Origin of the sequence: Gehongia tenuis, from assembly GCF_014384795.1 — a bacterium.
GTDB classification, from domain to species: domain Bacteria; phylum Bacillota; class Clostridia; order Christensenellales; family NSJ-53; genus Gehongia; species Gehongia tenuis.
Genome location: NZ_JACRSR010000005.1, coordinates 1 through 19,762, shown reverse-complemented (window position 1 = coordinate 19,762; position 19,762 = coordinate 1). Strand labels below are relative to the sequence as shown.

Below are 19,762 nucleotides of genomic sequence, written 5' to 3'. Positions count from 1 at the left end.
ATGGACAAAGGATGGGGCCTGTGATATACTTACGCCAATTAAGAACAACGGCAACCTTTAAATTGGTCCCGTGAGGCTGATAAGGTGGTGCGTTTTTTCGTGCAGTCTTGTCAGCAGGTGGCAAGGCTTTTTTTGTGTATGAAAGGAGGCGCTCTATGCGGCAAAAGGCGGAGATCATGGATCGTGAGGCCATGGGACGGGCCATCACGCGAATCGCCCATGAGATCATCGAACACAACCAGGGCACCGACGGTGTGGCCCTTATCGGCATTCAGCGGCGGGGCGTGCCGCTGGCTAAAAGAATCAACGACAGGATCGAACAGGTGGAGGGCAAAAGGCTTCCGCTGGGTATCCTGGACATCACCCTTTACCGCGACGATCTGTCCACCTTATCGGAGCATCCCGTAATCAATGGAACGGATATTGCCTTTTCCATTACTGGGATGAATCTGGTCATGGTGGACGATGTTTTATTTACCGGAAGAACAGCCCGGGCCGCGATGGATGCGCTCATCGATATGGGAAGGCCCAAAAGCATTCAGTTTGCTGTGCTGGTGGATCGGGGACATCGGGAACTGCCCATCCGGGCGGACTATGTGGGCAAGAACGTGCCCACCTCCAGCAATGAGGTCATCGCCGTGGAAGTGGATGAAATTGATGGCCGGGAGCAGGTTCTCATCGGGGAGATTACCCGTTAAAAAAAGAAGGAGGTTGGAGAAATGACCGAGACACAAAAACTCGACCGCAAGGGCTGGGGCCGCGTCCTGCTGCTGGGCGTGCAGCACGTGTTCGCCATGTTTGGCGCCACGGTGCTGGTGCCGGCTCTCACCGGAATGAACACGCTGGTGGCGCTGTTCTGTGCCGGCGTGGGAACGCTGCTGTTCCACTTTGTGACCAAGCGGAAGGTGCCCGTATACCTTGGCTCTTCCTTCGCATTCATCGCCGTGATTCAAACGGTGGCCTGGCACTATTCGGGCCTGCCCGGTTCCTTTGATTCGGCCCAGACGGCGGCGGCGGCCTATCAGGCGGCGCTGCCCTATGCGACCGGCGGCGTCATCGTGGCCGGTGCGGTGTACCTGGTGCTGGCACTTTTGGTCAAACTGTTCGGAGTCAACCGGGTGAAGAGCTTTTTCCCGCCCGTGGTGACCGGTCCCATGATCATTGTTATCGGCCTCACCCTGGCGCCCACGGCCATCGCCAACATCATCGGCGACGGCGGAGCCGGGATGGGAGCCCGCTGGATCGTGGCCCTCGCCGTGCTCCTGACCATGATCATCGTCTCGGTCTTCTGTAAGGGATTCTTTAAGCTGGTGCCCATTCTGTTCTCCATCATTGTGGGTTACGTTGTGGCGCTGCTGTTCAATATGGTGGACACGACGCCCATTCGGGAGGCGAGCTTTCTGGCCCTGCCACCCTTCTTCCTGCCCAAGTTTGATGGGTTTGCCATTCTTACCATTGCGCCCATGGCCATTGTGACCTTCATGGAGCACATGGGGGACATCACCACCAACGGCGCTGTGGTGGGCAAGGACTTCATGGAGGATCCCGGCCTGCACCGCACCCTTCTTGGGGACGGCCTGGCCACCATGGTGGCTGGTTTCCTGGGCGGCCCTGCCAACACCACTTATGGAGAGAACACCGGTGTTCTCGCGGTGACCAAGAACTACGATCCGAGAACCCTTCGGGTGGCCGCGGTATTCGCCATCCTGATGAGCGTGTTTGGCAAGCTGGGCGGCTTCCTGCAGTCCATTCCCGCAGTGGTCATGGGCGGCGTTTCCATGATCCTGTTCGGCATGATCGCTTCGGTAGGTATGCGGACCCTGGCGGAGGCGGATCTCGACTTTGCCAAGTCCCGGAACCTCATCATCATCTCACTCATGCTGGTCATCGGTCTGGGCGGGGCCTTTGTCAACATCACCGCCAACGTGCAGCTTTCGGGCATCGCCCTTTCCGCTTTGGTGGGTATTGTCCTTAACAAAGTGCTGCCGGACAACATTTAGAACGAGCGGCCTTCGGGCCGCTTTCCTTTAACCGGATAACCCGATAAGGAGGTAAGCTATGCCGCTGAGTCAAAAGGATGTGCTGGGCCTGAGGGGTATGCCCCGGGAGGATATGGAGACGATCCTCAACACGGCCGAACTGATGAAATACATCCTCAAACAAAACAACAAGAAGACGCCCCATCTCCAGGGCAAATCCATTGTGACACTGTTCTATGAGAACAGCACCCGTACCCGGATGTCCTTTGAGCTGGCCTCCAAGTACATGAGCGCGGTCGCCGCCAATATGGCGGCATCCTCCTCCAGCGTGCAGAAGGGCGAATCGCTGATCGATACCGGAGTTACCCTGGATCAGATGGGAACGGATGTCATCATCATCCGGCATCCCATGTCCGGTGCGCCTCACCTGGTGGCGAGGCACGTGCGAAGCTCCATCATCAATGCCGGCGACGGCATGAACGAGCATCCCACCCAGGGCCTTTTGGACATCTTCTCCATGAAAGAGAAGCTGGGCAAGGTCGAAGGACTGAAGGTAGCCATCATCGGTGATATCCTCCACAGCCGGGTGGCGCGAAGCGACCTGTTCGGCCTCACTACCCTGGGAGCGGAGGTTCATCTCGCGGGACCGGCCACCATGCTGCCCGCTGAGGATTTCAAAAAGCTGGGTGCGGTTGTCCATCGAAAGGTGGAGGACGCCATGAAGGATGCCGATGTGGTGATGGGCCTTCGCATGCAGAAGGAGCGCCAGCAAAAGGGACTCATCCCATCCCTCCGCGAGTATTACGATGTGTATGGTATCACGCCGGAGCGAATGGAACTGGCCAAGGAACATGCCATGGTCATGCACCCCGGTCCCATGAACCGCGGTGTGGAAATTGCCTCCTCGGTGGCCGACAGCGATGATTCGGTGATCGCTGAGCAGGTCACCAACGGTGTGGCGGTGCGTATGGCGCTTCTATACTTGCTGACCCGCAGGAAGGGGGAAGAGATTTGAAAATTCTGCTGAAAAACGGAACGTTGGTGGACCCGGCCCAGGGCATTCACGGCAAGATGAGTGTGCTTATTGAGGACGGCCGGATTGCGGGCCTTGGTGAAATTCTTCCCGAGGAAGGCGCTGAAGTGGTGGATGTGACGGGGAAGATCGTCATGCCCGGCCTCATTGACATGCACTGCCACCTGCGGGACCCTGGTTACGAGTACAAGGAGGACATCGCAAGCGGCACCCGGGCGGCAGCCATGGGCGGCTTTACATCGGTGGTCTGCATGGGCAACACCAAGCCTTTTGCCGACAACGCGGCGGTGATCACCTATATTTTGGATAAGGCCCGGCGGGAAGGCAGGGTGCGGGTATATCCTGTAGGCACCGTGACCGTGGGGCTGAAGGGAGAGGAACTCACGGAGATGGCGGATATGCTGAGAGCCGGCGCCGTCGCTTTCTCCGATGACGGCAGGGGTGTGGCCAGCGGCGGTCAGATCCGGCTGGCTCTTGAATATGCCAAGGATTTTGACGCGCTCATCATGGAACACTGCGAAGACATGAAGATCGCGGCGGACGGCTATGTGAATGAGGGGCTCATGTCCACGCTTCTCGGCCTGCAGGCGCAAAATGCCGCGGCGGAGGAGGCCATGCTGGCCCGGGATCTCATCCTGGCCGAACATCTGAATGCGAGAATCCATCTGTGCCATGTGACAACGAAAGGCGGCGTGGAGCTCATTCGTCTCTACAAGAACAAGGGTGTGCGGGTCACGGCGGAGACCGCGCCCCATTATCTTGCCGCCACCGAGGATATCCTGGACGGCTACGATACCAACACCAAGGTCAACCCGCCTCTGCGCACGGCGGAGGACCAGGCGGCGCTGAAGGCAGCGCTGGCTGATGGAACGCTGGATGCCATCGCCACCGATCATGCACCCCATCACAGCGATGAAAAGCGGGTGGAGTATGCCCTGGCGGCTTCCGGCATCAGCGGTTTTGAGACGGCATTTGCGCTGTCCTACACCGAGCTTGTGAAAGGCGGCGTGCTGACGCTGGACCGGCTGGTGGAGGTGATGTCCGGGCGCCCGGCGGAGATTCTGGGACTCGAGCAGGGCACGCTGAAGCCCGGTGCTCCGGCGGATATTGCGGTCATGGACGTGGACGCGCCCTATGCCATCGATGTGAATGCCTTCGTATCCAAAGGCAAGAACAATCCCTTCCATGGACGGCAGGTCTATGGTAGGACGGTGCATACGCTGGTGAACGGTGTCTTTGCGGTGCGGGATGGAAAGCTGAACGAGGTGTGAAATGATTGATCGATTGATCGAGGCCATTGAGGCCAAAAAAAATCCCACGGTGCTGGGTTTGGACACACGCATCGAGTATTTCCCCGAGAAGTTTGCTTCCGGATTCGATCTTACCACTTTCTCCGGCGCCGCCGATGGCATCATTGCCTACAACAAGGCGCTGATGGATGCCCTCTTCGGGACGGTACCGGCGGTAAAAATCCAGCTGGCCTATTATGAGATGTATGGGCTTGAGGGACTGAGGGCCTTTGCGGAGACCATAGGCTATGCGAAGAAGAAGGGCTTTGTTGTGATGGTGGACGGCAAGCGCAACGATATCGGTGCGACCGCCACCGCCTATGCGGCCGCCTACCTTGGCGAAACGCCGCTGGCGGGGGAAAACGCCAGGGCCTTCGACGCCGATTATCTCACCGTCAATCCCTATCTGGGTTCGGACGGCGTACTGCCCTTTGTGGAAGCCTGCAAGGCTCAGGACAAAGGTATCTTTGTCCTGGTCAAAACCTCCAATCCGTCCTCCGGCCAGCTCCAGGATCTGGTAGTGGAAGGGGAGAGCATTTACCAGCGGGTAGGCAGGCTGGTGGTCGAATGGGGGAAAGAACTCATCGGCAAATATGGATACAGCGATGTGGGCGCGGTGGTGGGCGCCACCTATCCCGAGCAGGGTGCGGAGCTTCGGAGGCTTCTGCCTTCCGTCTTTTTCCTGGTGCCCGGTTACGGCGCTCAGGGCGGTGGCGGCAAGGAGCTTGCCGGCTGCTTCGACGGCAGCGGCCGGGGCGCCATCGTGAACGCTTCGCGAAGCCTTCTTTGCGCGTACAAGAAGCATGGCGGTGATTTCGACGAGGCGGCTTTTGCGGAAGCGAAGCGCATGCGGGAGGATCTTGCCGAGGCTGTAGCCTTAAGGAGGGAGCGGTCTTGAAGGAATACCGCGCTGAGATTTTAGAAAACAAGCGGATCGCACAGGACATCTATAGGATGGTTCTGCGGGATGAGGGCTTTGAAAGGGCTCTGCCCGGCCAGTTCGCGCATCTGAGAATTCCCGACGGCCGCCATATTCTGCGGCGGCCCATCAGTGTTCATGCCTACGATCATGATCAGCGGACGATGAGTCTCATCTATCAGATCAAGGGCGAGGGAACCCGGATCTTAAGCGGGATGAAGTCCGGTGAATCTGTGGATACGCTGATGCCTCTGGGCCGGGGTTTCTGGGTACCGGAAGGAACCAAGGAGATCTGGCTCATGGGCGGCGGCATCGGTGCGGCGCCTCTTTTTGAGGCCTATCGCACTTGGGGCGACAAGGTGAAGGCGGTTTTTCTTGGTTTTCGGAGCTTGGATGTGGCCTACGGTGTGGATCTCTATGATAAGGCCGCGTTCTATGTGGCAACCGAGGACGGAAGCTTCGGGGCGCAGGGCTACATCACCGATATGTTGGACCGGCTGCTGGAAAAGAAACGTCCCGACCTCATTTTTTCCTGCGGACCGGTGCCCATGCTGCGGTCCTTCAAGCGGGTGATGGAAAAATATCCCGATGTGGCTTGCCAGGTATCCTTGGAGGAGCGCATGGGCTGCGGCATCGGCGGATGCCTTGTATGCAGCTGTAAAATTCAAAGCGGAGACGGATGGTCCTATAAGCGGGTGTGCAAGGACGGCCCCGTGTTTGACCTCAAGGAGGTGGATTTCGAGTGATGGATCTATTGGTAAACCTCTGCGGCGTCAAACTGAAGAACCCTGTCATCGCTGCCTCGGGCACCTTCGGCTTTGGTGCAGAGTATGACGAATACTACGATATCTCCCTGCTTGGCGGAATAAGCGTGAAAGGCCTTACATTACTGCCTAGACAGGGGAATCCCCCTCCAAGGATTGCTGAAACTGCAGCGGGTATGCTGAACAGCGTGGGTCTGCAGAATCCGGGCCTTTCGGCCTTCCTTTCGGATGAACTTCCCAAGCTTCGTCAAAAGAACACGGCGGTCATCGCCAACGTTGCGGGAGCGACCCTGGAGGATTACGAGAACATGGCTAAAGGCCTGCAGGGCGCCGATGTGGATCTGGTGGAGCTCAATATCTCCTGCCCCAACGTGAAGGAGGGCGGCGTGGCATTCGGCATCCGTCCCGCCATGGTGGAGGAGGTCACGAAGCGGTTCAAAAAGCATTGCGAGCAGCCTCTCATGGTCAAGCTTTCTCCCAACGTGGCCGACATCACGGACAATGCCCGTGCAGCGGAGGACGGCGGCGCCGACGCGGTCTCCCTCATCAATACGCTGACCGGTATGGCCATTGATATCGAGACAAGAAAGCCCGTTTTGGCCAATGTGACCGGCGGCCTGTCCGGTCCGGCGGTGAAACCGGTGGCCCTTCGCATGGTCTATCAAGTGGCTAAGAGCGTGAAGATTCCGGTGGTGGGCATGGGCGGCATCGAGACCGGCGAGGATGCCGTGGAATTTCTGCTGGCCGGAGCCACGGCGGTGATGGTGGGAACGGCCAACCTCAGCGATCCCATGGCCTGTCCCAAAGTGATTCAAGGCATCAAGGCCTATTTGGAACGTCATCACTTGAGCGGAGTCCAGGAAATTATCGGAAAACTGGAAGCATAGAAAGGAGTCTTGTACCATGAAAAAAGAAGAGGCATTGGATATTCTGCGCAAATCGGGCGCTATGCTGGAGGGGCATTTTCGCCTGACCAGCGGACTGCACAGCAACCGTTACATGCAGTGCGCCCAGCTTTTCAAGAGCCCTGAATATAGCCGCATCCTCTGCGAAGATTTGGTGAACAAGTTTGAGGGCACAAAGATCGATCTGGTGGTGGGACCGGCCATGGGCGGCATGATTATGGCCTATGAAGTGGCCCGCCAAATGGGGGTCCCGAACATCTTCGCCGAACGTGAAAATGGCGTGATGACCTTTCGCCGCGGCTTCAGAGTCCCGGAAGGCGCCAGGGTGCTCATTACCGAGGACGTGGTTACCACCGGCGGATCGGTGCGCGAGGTCATGAAGCTGGTGGAAGAAGCGGGCGCCGAGGTCGTGGCCGTGGGCGTCGTGGTGGACCGAAGCGAGGGTGCTGTGGATTTTGGCGTGCCCATGCAGGCGGTTCTCAGCATGAAGGTGGAGGCCTTTAAGCCGGAGGAATGTCCCCTCTGCAAGGAAGGCGTGCCGGTGGTCAAGCCGGGAAGCCGTCCCGTAAAATAAGATATAATGAAAGGCCTGGCAAACCGCCAGGCCTTTTTTATATATCTTCCAATCGCTTTAATCGCTTGATGGTTTCCTCCGAAGGCGTGATATAGAGGGTGCGATTCTGAAAATAGATCACATATCCCGGCCGGGCACCGGCAGGCTTTTTGATGAATTTCCGGGGTGTGTAGTCCACCGGCACCTGCGCACCGCCCTTGCCCTTGGAATACCAAGCCGCCAGCGCCGCCGCTTCCTGTATGGAGGAGCCCGGCGGCTCTTTGCCCTGAGTCTTAAGAATCACATGGGAACCGGGGATGTTTTTCGTATGAAACCAGTAGTCGTTCCCATCGGCAAAGCGGAGGGTGAGCCAGTCGTTCTGCACATTGTTTTTTCCGACATACACATCAAGACCGTCACCGGTTTGATAATGATGGGGCCGGGACAGGGAGGGCCGGGAGGCCTTCTTCTTATCAGGCAGTTTTCGAAGATACCCAAGCCGCGCCAGTTCATCCCGAATCTCCAGAAGTTCATCGGCCTCGGTGCATTTATCCAGGTTGTCCAGCTGCCCCTCCAGGTAACTCAGCTCTTCCTTGGCCGCAGCCAGCTGTTCGGTGGTGGTGTCAAAGGCCTTTTTGAGCTTGTTGTATCGTTTGTAATAACGCTGGGCATTTTGTGCCGGCGTACGCTGGGGGTCCATGGGAATATCCAGCATTTCAAGGTCGGGGCTGTAATAGTTTTGCACCCGTGCGCACGTCATGCCTCGGGTCAACCCATGCAGATTGGCCGTGATGAGATCGCCCCTAATCCGGTACTGCTCCGAATGAGCGCAGTCCGCCAAGGTGTCCTGCTGAATCTGAATTTTCTTTTGACAGCGTTCGATGTTGTTTTTAACCACTCGAACCAGGTTGGCACTGCGCTGGGTGACCCGCGCCCTGCGGTCACGGGCGGCATAATACCGGTCCGCCGCTTCACTGGGTGATGCGGCCTGAACCAGATGCTCATGGGCCTTGGAGCAATAGATGAAGGGAAACAGATCCGCAGCTTCGCCGTCCCGTTCCAGCAGCACGGGCGAGAAGCGTGCTGCCCGGACGTCGTCGTAGAAGGCGCCAAAAGCCCGCCAAAGAGCGGAAATCTGTTCCGCCGTAAGATTCCCTGCCAGAGGTATGTCTTCGCCGAGAGCCCGGTACAGGATCTCCTGAGCGGAGGGCAGTGAAAGTCCCAAATACGCACCCGCCAGGCATTTATCCAGCTTGGCATGGGCGGGTTCGGCAAAGATGGCACGAAAGGAGGCCTCATCGGCGGCGAGGGGATCACTTTTGCCAAGCTCCGGCGGATTTTCATAGGGCAGGCCGGGCAGAATTTCCCGTACCCGGCTCATCTGTTCATCCACCCGGCGCACGCTGTCCAGAATACGATCGTTTTTGCCGATCAAAATGATATTGCTGTTTCTGCCCATGGCCTCCACGATCAGCCGCCTTGGACTGCGGTCGCCAAGCTCATCGATGGTTTCAATCCGAAGTTCCACTGCCCGCTCCATACCCATCTGCCTGATCTCCAGGATCTTGGCGTTAACGAGATGCTTGCGAAGAAGCATGCAGAACATGGGCGGGGTCATGGGATTGGGTTTGGAACCCGCGGTCAGATGGATGCGGGCGTTGTTGGGGCTGGCGGACAAAAGCAGGCGTTGATTTTCGCCCTGACTTCGAATCACCAGGTGAATCTCATCATTTTCGGGCTGCAGCACGCGGTCTATCCTTCCGCCGGTAAGCTTCTCCTGAAGCTCGGTGACCACGCTGCGCAGCATAATTCCATCCAAAGGCATATTATTTTCCTCCCAGTCTGTCTCTATTATTATAGTGGAAATGACCGGCGAAAGAAAGAAATTTATGAATTTAGTCTTTTGGGACACATACTCGTCAACCTCCGTCCATATAATTCCTTAGAACTGTGGAGGTGGGATGAATGAGAAAGACTGGTTGGTTACTCGTGGTGTGCGTTCTAATGATGGGGCTTTGCCTGGCGGGCTGCGGATCGGAGGACGAACGAGTCATCTCTTCGCCCGTGGCTTCGGGAGACCTGAGCATTGAAGATCAAACGACTTCGGCATCGGGCATGCGGGAGACGCTGCTTTATGTGCAAAATGAAAATGGCCAGATGGTGCCCGTCATGAAGGAAATCCCCTGGACCGAGGGTATCGGCAAAGCGGCTTTGGAACAACTGGTGATCGATGGCCCCGGCGCGACCTCTCTCGCGGCCAATGGCCTCAAAGGCGTGATTCCTCCGGACACGGATATTTCACTGTCCATCAAGGACGGCGTGGCGGAAGCGGCGTTCAGCAAGGAAGCCTTGGAACTGGACAGCGCAGTGGCCGAGAAAAATTTCACCACCGGCGTCGTCAACACGCTGACGGAATTTCCGACCATTGACGAGGTGAAGATCACCGTTGAGGGTTCGGAAGGAAAACTTCCCTTCGGCAGTGATTTGGCCGAGGCCTTCTCTCCCATGGATCTCAATGTGGAAACCATGGCTCAGGGACTGGATGTCAACGCAACGGAAAAGGTGACGGTGTTCTTCCTGGATCAGAACCGGAAAGTGTGGGTGCCGGTCACCCGTCTCGTTCCCCAGGGCAGCGGCTTTGAGGGCGCGGTGGAGGAGATCATCAAAGGGCCCGACGCCAACAGCGGCCTCATCAGCCCTTTCCCGGAAGGCGTGACCATCAAGGAAGTGAAACTGGAGAACGGCGCTGCCACGGTGAATTTCTCCAAGGAGCTCAATGAGGCGCTAAAGGATGAGGACGGCGGAATCGCCTGCGTCAAAGCGTTGGTGCTCACGTCCATGACCTTTGGAGATATTCAGCAGCTCAATATTCAGGTGGAGGGCAAGAACTTCGATGCATTGAAGAAGTTTGACGGCGCGCCTACCTTTGCCAATATCATCGATTGATGGATTCCTAAAAGCCGGATAGCATCCGGCTTTTTTGTTTGCCCAAATTGTGCTACAATGATGCCATCGGAACAAAGGAGGATTGGGCAATGCGGCTTATGATCGCTTCCAACAATCAGGGCAAGGTGCGGGAGATCAAAGAAATTCTGGGACCCTTCTTCGACGATGTGATTTCTTTGAAGGAGGGCGGATATGTCATCGATGTGGTGGAGGATGGCGTAACGTTCGAGGAGAACGCGGCAAAGAAGGCGCGGGAGGTGATGGAACTTACCGGTTATGCTGCGCTGGCCGACGATTCGGGCTTGGCCGTGGATGCGCTGAACGGTGCTCCGGGTGTCTATTCGGCCCGGTTCAGCGGAGAAGGCGCGACCGATGCAAAGAACAATGCCAAGCTTCTGGAACTCATGAAGGATGTGCCGGCGGCGGAGCGCAGTGCCAGGTTCATATGCTGTATGGCGCTGGCTGTGCCGGGAAAACCTATTCGTACGGTTCAGGGGAGCTGTGAGGGAAGCGTCCTTTTTCAGCCGCGGGGCGAGGGCGGCTTTGGTTATGATCCCTTGTTTTTTGTGCCCGGCGAGGGCGGAACCTTTTCGGAGATTTCCATGGAAGTCAAAAATAAAATCAGCCATCGGGGAAAGGCTTTGCGGGCTGTGCTTGCGATTCTGGAGGAGGAAGGACTTTGATTCTTGCTGTTTTATCCGATACCCATGGCAGCCTAATCCGTATGAAGCAGTGGATGGAACAGCTGGGACCGGTGGATGGAATCATTCATTTGGGCGATCACTGGAACGATCTGGATAAACTGAACGCGGACCTGCCCTGTCCCTTGTACACGGTCAAAGGGAACTGCGATTATGGCGATGGGGATACGGAGAATATTCTGAGCTTTATGGGGCATAGGATATTTATCACCCATGGACATACCTATCGGGCCAAAATGGGTACCGCGCTCATTGCGGAACGGGCACGGGAACTTGGAGCTGAGGCGGCCTTGTATGGCCATACGCATCAGCGGGATATCCATTATGAAAGCGGCGTTTTGATGATGAATCCGGGGAGTTTGGGAAGATCGCTGGATCATCCTTCCTATGGGATTTTGGTGGTGAACAAGGAAGGAATCGTACCGAAGCTTCAGCTCTTGAATGGTTAGATGCTTCCGTGAAAAATATTGACAATCTGGGCCGCCTATGCTAAAATCGACAGATGTTAGCCGTTATCGGTTGCATCGCGTGGATGCGCGCTGTCAGGGTGGTTGGATGTGCGCCTGTAGCTCAGTCGGATAGAGCAACGGCCTTCTAAGCCGTGGGCCCGGGGTTCGAATCCCTGCAGGCGCGCCATTATTGTGGTGGGTATAGTTCAGTTGGTTAGGGCGCCAGATTGTGGCTCTGGAGGTCGTGGGTTCGAATCCCACTACCCACCCCATTTTTTCTTTCCCCGATAACCTTATTGGGGTGTAGCCAAGTGGTAAGGCACGGGACTTTGACTCCCGCATTCGTAGGTTCGAGTCCTGCCACCCCAGCCATAGGATCCATTAGCTCAGTCGGTAGAGCACCTGACTTTTAATCAGGGTGTCCGGGGTTCGAATCCCCGATGGATCACCAACCTTGAAGCTCTGGAACTGTTAGGTTCCAGGGTTTTTTTGTTTTGGGAAACTGCGAGTAAAAGGGGCGTGTTGTAATCTTTTTGTAAACTTACTTTTTCTATAAATTTTGATGAGATAATCCTATTCCCACGCGCTGAGCACCTTTTGATTTGCAGCTTCAATACCGGCTTCAGTGGGGTGGTAGTAGACTTTGATCAAAATGTTGGTACTGGCGTGGCCGGTTACCCGCATCAGTTCATGGGGCTGAATACCGCGATCAACCATCATGGATGTGAAGTTGTGGCGGAACCAATAGGGCGTAATATAGGGGGTGTCGGTCTGGACCATAAGGCGCGTCCAGAGCTTATGAAAACTCGTGCGGGAAATAGGCTTGCTTGGATCCTTGAGCGCGCCAAAAAGGAAATTGTCGCCAAACACCGGCCGCTTGCGCAACGCTCGAACCAAAACCTGGGGGATAGGGATATCGCGACGCGATTGCGGCGTTTTGAGGCTCCTGTCCTCGGCAGTCCGGTTCGAAACATAGGTGATCGCTTGCCGTACATGGATAACCCCACGTTTGAGATCGATATGTTCGGCCTGAAGACCACGGACCTCCTCCGGGCGCATTCCCGTATAATACAACACCAGCAAAAGCAACCCCTCGGGATGGGTGCTGCCTACGCGAAGAATACGGGTTGTTTCCTCTGGAGTAAAGGCTCTGCGAACGACTTTGGGTTTAGATTTGGTTTTGGGCATGGTCACAACCGATAAGGGATTGACGGGTAGGATCCCTTCGGCCACAGCCCGCTTGAATATTCGATTGAGAATTGTCCGGCACTTGGCCAGATAAGACTTTGAATATTTTTGATTTGCAAGATTATTAAATTCTTGCTGTATTATCGGAGGTGTAAGCGCTCTCATCTGCCTGTTGCCAAAGATGGGTATGAGGCAGGCGTTGAGCATGCCTTTATACCCATCGGCCGTTTTTTCCGCTATAGTGGGTGTAATGGCATAATACCATTCCGCAGCGTACTCACCAAAGAGTACTTCGGCCCTGGCCTTGCCGCCCAGCGCGTAGTGGCGCAACACTTCTTCGCGCTTATCGTCAATTTCTTTAAGGGTGCGTCCAGCAATGGGTTTGCGAATCGCTTTGCCTCTGGCGTCGTGGCCCACGACCACGGTGGTGTGGTATCGCCCATCGGCCTGTTTGGTCAGTCTTGCCATATTGATCCTCCTTGTTTTGGCAGGCCGACCTATGATATAATAACAGGGCAGAGCCTACCTACGTCGTTGTTGGTACATTTCTGCAACCGCTCCTTCGGTGCGCCAACACCGGGGGAGCATTATTTTTGTGCTATCGATCATTTTGGATCTGTCGTTTAAGGGCATCCTGCAGGACCTGAGAAAAATTTACCCCACGCTCCAGCGCCGCGGCATTGAGCCAAGCGGGAAGCGTAACGGTGCGGTTGACGGACCGGTTAATCTGTGCCAACCGGATCGAGGGCATATACACATCAATCAGCACAGCACGCTCATTGTCGGCCACCTGCACCTCCGCCAGGGGAGTGGGCTCGGGGATGTCCTCGCCATCCTCCTCGCGTCCGTACATCACACAACCCAGTAGTTCGCGGGCCGACAACAGAGCATCGGCGTCATCGGCGCCGCTGGTGGCGCAATCCAGATCCGGAAACACCACGGCAATCTCTTGGTCCTGATCATAGGCAAATACCGCTGGATAACAATACCGATCGGGTCTTTTCATTTTGTCATCTCCTTTCTGCTGACGCCCGGAGGGCGTCGGGATTACCTGAATCGTAATCCCGACTGTCGCTCTATGCTGTCCAGGGTGCGCCGTGGGATATCTTTGTCGGGATGTTTAACCGTTGTTCGCCCCCGTTTTACGGGGTGTTTGAACTGGTGATGGCTCCCAACCACGGATACCTCGTACCACCCATCGGCAATGAGCTTCGCGATGACCTCTCGCGATGAGTAGCTTTTCATTTCGCTTTCCCTCCTGACAATTACATGATAACACATATAATAGTGTTTGTCAATAGGAAAACAAATATTTTAACAAATATTATTATGCGGCGTACAGCTCCACAGAGTATTCTTCGCGGAACATGGCGGCAAACTGCCGCAAGAATCGCTGATCTTGATGAGTGTATCCATGTCGAGCCTTGTAGGCGTCGTGATAGCCGCCAAAGTCCGAGGCGCGGGATGCTGCCGCTGCTCGGGACACATTACATACCCGCATGATCTGATCGGGCGTCCGTGCGCCCAGCTCATCCAACACGGCAATGGGCATCAGGACCTCTCGCGCAAAGTAATTGGCCTCGACTTCCTCCTTGACGAGGTTTGTTTCGATCCGAGAGTGGTGGAGGAACAGATGCCCAAGCTCATGAGCCAACGTCCACCGAATACGCCCCTTGACTGCCCGCGGCTCGTAGATCACATAAATCTGACCGTTGAGCTCCACCGTGTACCCACCGCCGCGCTGCAACGCCGGGATAATGATACCAACCTCGCGTGCCTCGTCAACGGTCAGGATCGTCCATTTGGGGCGTAGTTCTACGATCCTGTATAGGGGCACCGGCAGCCGGTGGATCCGGGCCCGCTCCAAGAGATCGAGGACCACATCCTTGATTTCGGCCTTTCGCCAAGTAGAGACCAATTTAAAACTCATCATGGGGTTGCCGCTTACCCTCCTTTTTGAGCTGGGCCACACGTTTGTTGATGATTTCGCCCTCTACCCGGTTATTGTAAATCCCTTCGGGGTCCGTTATGGGGCCTAAGCTACCATCGCGGGCGGCGCGGAATACGTAATCCTTGCGGGGCACCACGACCTTGCCCACCGGCCGAACGTCCTGCCAGTCCGCGGGCTCTATATCATCATACGCGGAGTTGAGGGACCGCAAAACATAGCGGCCATTGACCTTGACCAGCTTTTTGCAGGTGGCCTCGCCGTCGATCAAAAACACACCGATGTCCCCCGAATGAGGGATGGCCGTACCATCCACCCAGACGATGGACCCGTCCTTGATAACCGGCTCCATGCTATCGCCTCGGACCACCAGCCCCAGCGTGGCACGATCCGGGATGTCTTCGCCTTCGGGCATATTAATCTCCTGTTCAATGGCCTCGATCGGTGCGCCGGCAGCGGTATACCCCAATATGGGCACGTTCCGGCGGCTGGAGGCCTTGGCGAAGGAATAAGAAGGAGGCACAATTCGATTGCGCTCCTTTGTCGCTTCGAGTTCATAAACGACTGTAGAGCGGACAGACCCCTTACCACGCTCATCGAGGTTCCGGTAATCTCGGATTAGCCCTTTTTCGTCATCGCTGTACTGCATTCCTGTAGTTTGGTATTTTCCGTACATTTCTCCTACCGGGACCCCCAAAACTTTGCATACTTGATATAAAGTATCAATATCAATGGAGCTTGCCCCTGTTTCCCAACCGGAAACTGTTGTATTTGCCACTCCCAATTTTTTGGCAAGATCTTTCTGCGTATAATTGTTTTGCTTTCTATAATAGATAAGATTTTTGGCGATTTCATCCATAATGGAATTCAAGATTAACACCTCCAGCATCACAGTACCACACTCCATTCTAAAAATCAATAGAAAATTCCGAGAAATCTGGAATTTGCTCTTGACATTCCGATTTTACCGTATTATTATGATTACAGATTCCGAGTTTGATGGAATTTTGAAGGAGGTGAAATCATGGTTGGTGCGGCGATTAAAGCATATTTGGACAATGAAGGTATCAAATATTCGGCTCTTGCAAAACGGACAGAAATGCCATTGAATACACTTAGCGCAATGCTTAACTGTAAGAGAAAAATGACCGCTGAAGAATACTTTCGAATTTGTAGTGCCTTGGGGGTTGACGCCGGTTATTTTGTAGACAAAGATTTCTAATAAAATGCCGCCCCGAAGGACGGCAGGCAGTGGACTCTATAGCATAAGGATCAGGCTTAATACTGTCGATGCTACGGCAATAGCCGCCAACACCGTGAAGAACGTAACCATCTTTTTTACGCTGGCGAGCTCTTTGTGAATGTTGGCCAGAAGAAATATCTTGAGATCATCATCTTCAAGACCCTTGGGAACGTTACGGTAATAAGTCTGGGTCTGCGGGTCGTAACTGCAATGATCATGATTGCAGCCCGGCGTAGTACATTCCTCCCGAGAGGACGGCACAAAAGATAAAGTTTCGGTAATCATCTTGCGATACTCGTCGCGCATTTCTAAGACCTCCCTGTTATTTAATTGGTTACGAAAATTATACCACGGTGGTCCAGCATTTTTCCAGAGGGAGGGGAGGAGATTGAAGCATGTACATCCATGGGGCTGTTGAATACCCCAACTACGATTGTAAGGAAAGGTGGTGCCAAGATGAAATACGCGGTGGAAGCCAAGGTATTTGACAATGGAAGAATGGTGGCCCGGGTAAGGCCGGCACGAGATGGCGAGGAAAGCGGCTGTACAGAAACACGATCTTGTGATGTATGGGTGGATATATTTGATTCGGAACAAGAGGCCGTCCGATTTTGCAATGACTACAAGCGTGGTTAGGAGCGGCCAGAGAAACCAACAACGACGACTAAAGCAAAGGGGATGGCGACATGAAGATACAAACGGGCTGGCGAGCATCCGAAAAGCTCCACGCCAGGCTACTAGAGATAGCCTCAAGATACGACGAATCTCTGAACGATGTGATTACTCGTCTCGTGCTATGTGGTCTTCGGATTGAAGAAGCAAACGTTACTGTTCTTCTGGAAGGACAATCTCACCATGTGTAGCTTCATATTCGTCGATACACTTTTGAACGGCGTACTCAATCTGAGCATTTAAGGACCTGTGTTCCTGCTTCGCAATTGCGGTAATTTTACCTAGAGCGAGGGGCTGTAAACGCAAACCGGTTTGAATCTTATTTGTTGCCATGATTCATCCTCCTTTGATCGATAACAAAATGTTAGCATAATAGGGCTTGACAATCTAGCAACAAAGTGTTAGCATAATGTTAGTAAAATTAAAAGAAAGGAGAGAAAATTTGAAACGGCAAACTGGCTATAGGTTAACAGAAAGATCGCTCAACTGGTTGGCAAAAGAATCTCAGCGTAGAGGGATCAGCATGAATGATATCGTCCAGGAGCTCATCAATCACGCGATGGAGCGGCCAGAAAAACCAACAACGACGAGTAAAGCGTAAAGGAGGAATGAAGATGAATGTTGAGTACATGGCGATCGTGAATCAAGACCGGGAAAAAGCGATCAAAGCAATTGAGGCCTATTGGAAGTCCATGGAACAGGCCATGTTCGCCAACATGGATCTGCGGGCGGTGCCCATTAAACGGGCCGCTGAGATGCTGGGAAGATCGCCCGGAACCATCCGTAAGATGGCGGCGGAAGGTAAGCTGGACAGGGTGGACAACTCCATTACTGTGGAATCCATCCACCGCTATTTGCACACCGGCGGGCGAACCGGGCGCAGCAGAAGCGGATACATGCGGATCTTGTAAGGAGTTGATTAAATGAGATGCGACAAATGCGGTGAGGAGTACAGCATTATGTACCATGGTCGGAATGGTATGCCGCTATGCGGGCTCTGCTATGATGCGTATCTGGAAGAGGAACGGACGGAAGAGGAATGGGACGGCTGCTGCGATCAGTGCGGGGAATACATCCAAGGGGCAGTGTATCGGCCGTGTAACGATGGGGAGCTGTACTGTTCGGCCTGCTATGCAAAGTATCAGGAGGGTCGAAAGGAAGCGGCAAGCTTTGAATATGAGGAAATCGCGTAAGGAGGACAAACAATGCATATCTACACGCAAGAAGAATTCGAAGCGCTGCCAAGGGATGAATATGGGGTTAAACGGTGCCCGACAGGGGACTACAGCCGGATTAAAGTATTTGGCGAGCGATGCAGCTTTGGCGAGTGGTGCAGCTTTGGCGAGCGATGCAGCTTTGGCGAGCGATGCAGTCATGAAGGGCTGACAAACAGCCGGTATTTTGCTTGTGACCGGATCGGGTCGGAGCGGAGAAAGACCTACTTTTTTGCGGCGGAAGAAGGGTATTTTGTGCGTGCAGGATGTTTCTTTGGGACGCTGGATGAGTTCACGGAGCGGGTCAAAGAGGTACATAAGGGCACACGGTATGAACGGGAGTACCTTGCAGCGGTTGAGCTGGCCAAGATTGTATTGGAGGGAGAAGCATGAAATACGATGATCCATTACACGTGTTGGATGACCTATTCCCGGAAAAAGAGACAAAAAAAGAAGGACCTCAGGAAGGCCCCAAGCAAAAATCACAATTACATTATACCCACTCGCCGGCGAAAGGTCAAGATGGATTATATCTTGTTGGGCGTAATTTCTGACAATGGGGGAGGGCGCACCGCCCCCCGGTAAGGAGGGAACCATGGAAGCTTACAAATATGAGGAGCCCAAGGCCTATGAGATTAAGGACGATTTTGAGGCGGAAAGGGCCCTGCAAAAGATCGATGAGATCAATGCCCGGGAACAGCGCATTGTGGAGACCAGCCGCAAATGGATCAAGTACTATGAGGACGTGATCCAGGACTACACCGACAAGTGCAGCCGGGAGCGGGCCTATTACCTTGGGCCGCTCCGCGCCTACTTTGAGGGCCTGGGCCCCAAGGCCAAGCGCAGGGGCAAGACCCAGGAGACCTATGACCTGCCGTCCGGCGTCCTTCGGCTCAAATACCCGGCCTCGAAGTATGTCCGGGATGATGAGCGGCTCCTGGCATGGCTCAAGGAGCAGGGCAAGGAAGAGTACATCAAGACCAAGGTCACCGAGACCCCGGACTGGGCCAGCCTTAAGTTGACAACCACCATCCATGACGGACAGGTGGTGGACGATGACGGACAGGTGGTTGAGGGCGTCAAAGCTGAGGAGCAGCCCCCGAAGTTCGAGGTGGAGAGGAGGAGCTGGTTTTGATGGACGCCGCAACGATCAAGGCCCGGCTGCAAGCCCCTTTTGCCCCGGATGAGCTGGAATGGCGGGTGGGCGCAACCAGTGGCGACAAGAGCAAGGGAATGGCCCTGGCCTATGTGACCAACAGGGCGATCCAAAACCGGCTGGATGATGTGTTTGGGCCCTTCGGGTGGCGCAATGAGTATCAGCAATGGCAGGGCAAGAGCCAGCTGTGCGGGATCAGCGTATATGATGCGGAAAAGGGCGAGTGGGTCACGAAATGGGACGGAGCGGACAACACGGAGTTTGAGAGCACAAAGGGCGGGCTTTCGGATGCCATGAAGCGCGCTGCCTATCAATGGGGCATAGGGCGCTATCTCTACAAACTGGACGCCAAGTGGGTGCCCATTAAGCCCGTCGGCAACAAGTCCTATACTCTAGCCGGGCCGCCTCCCGCTCTCCCCGCATGGGCGCTGCCGGAAGGGTACAAATCCCAGCCAAGGCAGCGGCAGGAGCCGCCGAAGTGCGAGGAATGCGGCAGCCATATCCGGCCCACCTCGAAATCAACCGTGGAAGAACTGATCCAGTATGGGCGTGAACATTACGCCGCCCAGCTGTGTGTAGAGTGCATGAAAAAACGACTGGAAGCGAGTAAGAGCGAAAGCGCTTAACAGGAGGTGAACGGCATGATTGTGACGGGGCGGATAAACAAACTGGAGGATGGTTTGATCCATGTGTCCGCCCCGCTCCAACTGCCGGAAGGGTACCGGATCAGCGCTGAGTGTGATATCTACCTAAGCGACGGCAGGAGCATCACACCGGACCAGCGGCGCAAGGCATGGGCGCTC

27 protein-coding genes and 4 tRNA genes are annotated in these 19,762 nt (G+C 55.0%); 23 read left to right on the top strand and 8 right to left on the bottom strand.

Going from position 1 to position 19,762, the window contains the following annotated elements; genetic code table 11:
• Positions 1–155 precede the first annotated feature (155 nt).
• The 8 genes from pyrR to pyrE are packed head-to-tail and all read left to right on the top strand — an operon-like array spanning position 156 to position 7,463.
• Complete coding sequence (gene pyrR, locus H8696_RS10030) at positions 156–698, top strand: bifunctional pyr operon transcriptional regulator/uracil phosphoribosyltransferase PyrR (RefSeq protein WP_249317294.1); 543 nt, start codon at positions 156–158, stop codon at positions 696–698.
• Positions 699–719: 21 nt separating this feature from the next.
• Positions 720–2,000 (top strand): uracil-xanthine permease family protein, encoded by a 1,281-nt coding sequence (locus H8696_RS10025; RefSeq protein WP_249317293.1) that lies wholly within the window; start codon positions 720–722, stop codon positions 1,998–2,000.
• 58 nt (positions 2,001–2,058) lie between these two features.
• Entirely contained in the window at positions 2,059–2,994 is a 936-nt protein-coding gene (locus H8696_RS10020) for an aspartate carbamoyltransferase catalytic subunit (protein WP_249317292.1), read from the top strand.
• Positions 2,991–4,283, top strand: coding sequence for a dihydroorotase (locus H8696_RS10015; protein WP_249317291.1), 1,293 nt, complete (start codon positions 2,991–2,993; stop codon positions 4,281–4,283). Before H8696_RS10020 ends, H8696_RS10015 begins: the two co-directional genes overlap by 4 nt.
• Before the next feature lies 1 nt (position 4,284).
• On the top strand, positions 4,285–5,199 hold the full coding sequence (pyrF, locus tag H8696_RS10010; RefSeq protein ID WP_249317290.1) for an orotidine-5'-phosphate decarboxylase: 915 nt from the start codon (positions 4,285–4,287) through the stop codon (positions 5,197–5,199).
• Entirely contained in the window at positions 5,196–5,966 is a 771-nt protein-coding gene (locus tag H8696_RS10005) for a dihydroorotate dehydrogenase electron transfer subunit (RefSeq protein WP_249317289.1), read from the top strand. The genes pyrF and H8696_RS10005 overlap by 4 nt, the downstream gene beginning before the upstream one ends.
• The gene (locus H8696_RS10000) at positions 5,966–6,871 is read left to right on the top strand and encodes a dihydroorotate dehydrogenase (RefSeq protein WP_249317288.1); all 906 of its coding nucleotides are present in this window, start codon (positions 5,966–5,968) and stop codon (positions 6,869–6,871) included. Before H8696_RS10005 ends, H8696_RS10000 begins: the two co-directional genes overlap by 1 nt.
• A gap of 16 nt (positions 6,872–6,887) precedes the next feature.
• Complete coding sequence (gene pyrE, locus H8696_RS09995) at positions 6,888–7,463, top strand: orotate phosphoribosyltransferase (RefSeq protein ID WP_249317287.1); 576 nt, start codon at positions 6,888–6,890, stop codon at positions 7,461–7,463.
• 37 nt (positions 7,464–7,500) lie between these two features.
• On the opposite strand, the gene H8696_RS09990 is transcribed toward pyrE, so the two are convergent.
• On the bottom strand, positions 7,501–9,267 hold the full coding sequence (locus H8696_RS09990) for an Rqc2 family fibronectin-binding protein (RefSeq protein WP_249317286.1): 1,767 nt from the start codon (positions 9,265–9,267) through the stop codon (positions 7,501–7,503).
• Positions 9,268–9,407: 140 nt separating this feature from the next.
• Here H8696_RS09990 and H8696_RS09985 point away from each other — a divergent pair, with 140 nt between their 5' ends.
• The 7 genes from H8696_RS09985 (at position 9,408) to H8696_RS09955 (ending at position 11,989) form a co-directional block, all read left to right on the top strand.
• Positions 9,408–10,388, top strand: a complete 981-nt coding sequence (locus H8696_RS09985; RefSeq protein WP_249317285.1) for a GerMN domain-containing protein — start codon at positions 9,408–9,410, stop codon at positions 10,386–10,388.
• 89 nt (positions 10,389–10,477) lie between these two features.
• The gene (locus H8696_RS09980) at positions 10,478–11,071 is read left to right on the top strand and encodes an XTP/dITP diphosphatase (protein WP_249317284.1); all 594 of its coding nucleotides are present in this window, start codon (positions 10,478–10,480) and stop codon (positions 11,069–11,071) included.
• Positions 11,068–11,538: a YfcE family phosphodiesterase gene (locus H8696_RS09975; protein ID WP_249317283.1), complete on the top strand. Its 471-nt coding sequence runs from the start codon at positions 11,068–11,070 to the stop codon at positions 11,536–11,538. The genes H8696_RS09980 and H8696_RS09975 overlap by 4 nt, the downstream gene beginning before the upstream one ends.
• Before the next feature lie 110 nt (positions 11,539–11,648).
• A tRNA-Arg gene (locus tag H8696_RS09970) sits at positions 11,649–11,725 on the top strand.
• A gap of 8 nt (positions 11,726–11,733) precedes the next feature.
• Positions 11,734–11,810: transfer RNA gene (locus tag H8696_RS09965), tRNA-His, on the top strand.
• Positions 11,811–11,835: 25 nt separating this feature from the next.
• A tRNA-Gln gene (locus H8696_RS09960) sits at positions 11,836–11,910 on the top strand.
• A 3-nt stretch (positions 11,911–11,913) separates the two neighbouring features.
• Positions 11,914–11,989, top strand: a tRNA-Lys gene (locus tag H8696_RS09955).
• 122 nt (positions 11,990–12,111) lie between these two features.
• Here the strand turns inward: H8696_RS09955 and H8696_RS09950 are convergent.
• The 5 genes from H8696_RS09950 to H8696_RS09930 form a co-directional block, all read right to left on the bottom strand.
• A complete protein-coding gene (locus H8696_RS09950) occupies positions 12,112–13,194 on the bottom strand; it encodes a tyrosine-type recombinase/integrase (protein WP_249317282.1) in 1,083 nt (360 codons plus the stop codon).
• Positions 13,195–13,324: 130 nt separating this feature from the next.
• The gene (locus H8696_RS09945; RefSeq protein WP_249317281.1) at positions 13,325–13,732 is read right to left on the bottom strand and encodes a type II toxin-antitoxin system HicB family antitoxin; all 408 of its coding nucleotides are present in this window, start codon (positions 13,730–13,732) and stop codon (positions 13,325–13,327) included.
• A gap of 41 nt (positions 13,733–13,773) precedes the next feature.
• Positions 13,774–13,971, bottom strand: a complete 198-nt coding sequence (locus H8696_RS09940; protein ID WP_249317280.1) for a type II toxin-antitoxin system HicA family toxin — start codon at positions 13,969–13,971, stop codon at positions 13,774–13,776.
• Positions 13,972–14,053: 82 nt separating this feature from the next.
• Entirely contained in the window at positions 14,054–14,659 is a 606-nt protein-coding gene (locus tag H8696_RS09935) for an ImmA/IrrE family metallo-endopeptidase (RefSeq protein ID WP_249317279.1), read from the bottom strand.
• On the bottom strand, positions 14,646–15,545 hold the full coding sequence (locus H8696_RS09930; RefSeq protein WP_249317278.1) for a helix-turn-helix domain-containing protein: 900 nt from the start codon (positions 15,543–15,545) through the stop codon (positions 14,646–14,648). Before H8696_RS09930 ends, H8696_RS09935 begins: the two co-directional genes overlap by 14 nt.
• Before the next feature lie 153 nt (positions 15,546–15,698).
• Between H8696_RS09930 and H8696_RS09925 the strand changes: the two genes are divergently transcribed.
• Positions 15,699–15,896 (top strand): helix-turn-helix transcriptional regulator, encoded by a 198-nt coding sequence (locus H8696_RS09925; RefSeq protein WP_249317277.1) that lies wholly within the window; start codon positions 15,699–15,701, stop codon positions 15,894–15,896.
• Between the two features lie 36 nt (positions 15,897–15,932).
• Here the strand turns inward: H8696_RS09925 and H8696_RS09920 are convergent, their stop codons facing one another.
• A complete protein-coding gene (locus H8696_RS09920) occupies positions 15,933–16,223 on the bottom strand; it encodes a hypothetical protein (protein WP_249317276.1) in 291 nt (96 codons plus the stop codon).
• Positions 16,224–16,373: 150 nt separating this feature from the next.
• Between H8696_RS09920 and H8696_RS09915 the strand changes: the two genes are divergently transcribed.
• Entirely contained in the window at positions 16,374–16,553 is a 180-nt protein-coding gene (locus H8696_RS09915) for a hypothetical protein (RefSeq protein ID WP_249317275.1), read from the top strand.
• Positions 16,554–16,742: 189 nt separating this feature from the next.
• Here H8696_RS09915 and H8696_RS09910 read toward each other — a convergent pair whose 3' ends face one another.
• Positions 16,743–16,922 (bottom strand): hypothetical protein, encoded by a 180-nt coding sequence (locus H8696_RS09910; RefSeq protein WP_249317274.1) that lies wholly within the window; start codon positions 16,920–16,922, stop codon positions 16,743–16,745.
• A gap of 281 nt (positions 16,923–17,203) precedes the next feature.
• Between H8696_RS09910 and H8696_RS09905 the strand changes: the two genes are divergently transcribed.
• The 6 genes from H8696_RS09905 to H8696_RS09880 are packed head-to-tail and all read left to right on the top strand — an operon-like array spanning position 17,204 to position 19,585.
• On the top strand, positions 17,204–17,500 hold the full coding sequence (locus H8696_RS09905) for a regulatory phage cox family protein (protein ID WP_249317273.1): 297 nt from the start codon (positions 17,204–17,206) through the stop codon (positions 17,498–17,500).
• Between the two features lie 12 nt (positions 17,501–17,512).
• Positions 17,513–17,782, top strand: a complete 270-nt coding sequence (locus H8696_RS09900) for a hypothetical protein (RefSeq protein ID WP_249317272.1) — start codon at positions 17,513–17,515, stop codon at positions 17,780–17,782.
• 12 nt (positions 17,783–17,794) lie between these two features.
• Positions 17,795–18,196 (top strand): hypothetical protein, encoded by a 402-nt coding sequence (locus H8696_RS09895; RefSeq protein WP_249317271.1) that lies wholly within the window; start codon positions 17,795–17,797, stop codon positions 18,194–18,196.
• Positions 18,193–18,357 (top strand): hypothetical protein, encoded by a 165-nt coding sequence (locus H8696_RS09890; RefSeq protein ID WP_249317270.1) that lies wholly within the window; start codon positions 18,193–18,195, stop codon positions 18,355–18,357. The genes H8696_RS09895 and H8696_RS09890 overlap by 4 nt, the downstream gene beginning before the upstream one ends.
• Positions 18,358–18,398: 41 nt before the next feature.
• A complete protein-coding gene (locus H8696_RS09885; protein WP_249317269.1) occupies positions 18,399–18,938 on the top strand; it encodes a host-nuclease inhibitor Gam family protein in 540 nt (179 codons plus the stop codon).
• On the top strand, positions 18,938–19,585 hold the full coding sequence (locus H8696_RS09880) for a Rad52/Rad22 family DNA repair protein (protein ID WP_249317268.1): 648 nt from the start codon (positions 18,938–18,940) through the stop codon (positions 19,583–19,585). Before H8696_RS09885 ends, H8696_RS09880 begins: the two co-directional genes overlap by 1 nt.
• Positions 19,586–19,762: the final 177 nt, after the last annotated feature.

Coding starts and splice junctions, on each gene's coding strand:
- H8696_RS09985 (WP_249317285.1), top strand. CDS start 9,408: ATGAGAAAGACTGGTTGGTTACTCGTGGTGTGCGTTCTAATGATGGGG.
- H8696_RS09950 (WP_249317282.1), bottom strand. CDS start 13,194: ATGGCAAGACTGACCAAACAGGCCGATGGGCGATACCACACCACCGTG.
- H8696_RS09915 (WP_249317275.1), top strand. CDS start 16,374: ATGAAATACGCGGTGGAAGCCAAGGTATTTGACAATGGAAGAATGGTG.
- H8696_RS10000 (WP_249317288.1), top strand. CDS start 5,966: ATGGATCTATTGGTAAACCTCTGCGGCGTCAAACTGAAGAACCCTGTC.
- H8696_RS09935 (WP_249317279.1), bottom strand. CDS start 14,659: ATGATGAGTTTTAAATTGGTCTCTACTTGGCGAAAGGCCGAAATCAAG.
- H8696_RS09910 (WP_249317274.1), bottom strand. CDS start 16,922: ATGGCAACAAATAAGATTCAAACCGGTTTGCGTTTACAGCCCCTCGCT.
- H8696_RS09945 (WP_249317281.1), bottom strand. CDS start 13,732: ATGAAAAGACCCGATCGGTATTGTTATCCAGCGGTATTTGCCTATGAT.
- H8696_RS09980 (WP_249317284.1), top strand. CDS start 10,478: ATGCGGCTTATGATCGCTTCCAACAATCAGGGCAAGGTGCGGGAGATC.
- H8696_RS09940 (WP_249317280.1), bottom strand. CDS start 13,971: ATGAAAAGCTACTCATCGCGAGAGGTCATCGCGAAGCTCATTGCCGAT.
- H8696_RS09990 (WP_249317286.1), bottom strand. CDS start 9,267: ATGCCTTTGGATGGAATTATGCTGCGCAGCGTGGTCACCGAGCTTCAG.
- H8696_RS09895 (WP_249317271.1), top strand. CDS start 17,795: ATGCATATCTACACGCAAGAAGAATTCGAAGCGCTGCCAAGGGATGAA.
- H8696_RS09925 (WP_249317277.1), top strand. CDS start 15,699: ATGGTTGGTGCGGCGATTAAAGCATATTTGGACAATGAAGGTATCAAA.
- H8696_RS09920 (WP_249317276.1), bottom strand. CDS start 16,223: ATGCGCGACGAGTATCGCAAGATGATTACCGAAACTTTATCTTTTGTG.
- H8696_RS09890 (WP_249317270.1), top strand. CDS start 18,193: ATGAAATACGATGATCCATTACACGTGTTGGATGACCTATTCCCGGAA.
- pyrE (WP_249317287.1), top strand. CDS start 6,888: ATGAAAAAAGAAGAGGCATTGGATATTCTGCGCAAATCGGGCGCTATG.
- H8696_RS09905 (WP_249317273.1), top strand. CDS start 17,204: ATGAATGTTGAGTACATGGCGATCGTGAATCAAGACCGGGAAAAAGCG.
- H8696_RS09900 (WP_249317272.1), top strand. CDS start 17,513: ATGAGATGCGACAAATGCGGTGAGGAGTACAGCATTATGTACCATGGT.
- H8696_RS10020 (WP_249317292.1), top strand. CDS start 2,059: ATGCCGCTGAGTCAAAAGGATGTGCTGGGCCTGAGGGGTATGCCCCGG.
- H8696_RS10025 (WP_249317293.1), top strand. CDS start 720: ATGACCGAGACACAAAAACTCGACCGCAAGGGCTGGGGCCGCGTCCTG.
- H8696_RS09885 (WP_249317269.1), top strand. CDS start 18,399: ATGGAAGCTTACAAATATGAGGAGCCCAAGGCCTATGAGATTAAGGAC.
- pyrF (WP_249317290.1), top strand. CDS start 4,285: ATGATTGATCGATTGATCGAGGCCATTGAGGCCAAAAAAAATCCCACG.
- pyrR (WP_249317294.1), top strand. CDS start 156: ATGCGGCAAAAGGCGGAGATCATGGATCGTGAGGCCATGGGACGGGCC.
- H8696_RS09880 (WP_249317268.1), top strand. CDS start 18,938: ATGGACGCCGCAACGATCAAGGCCCGGCTGCAAGCCCCTTTTGCCCCG.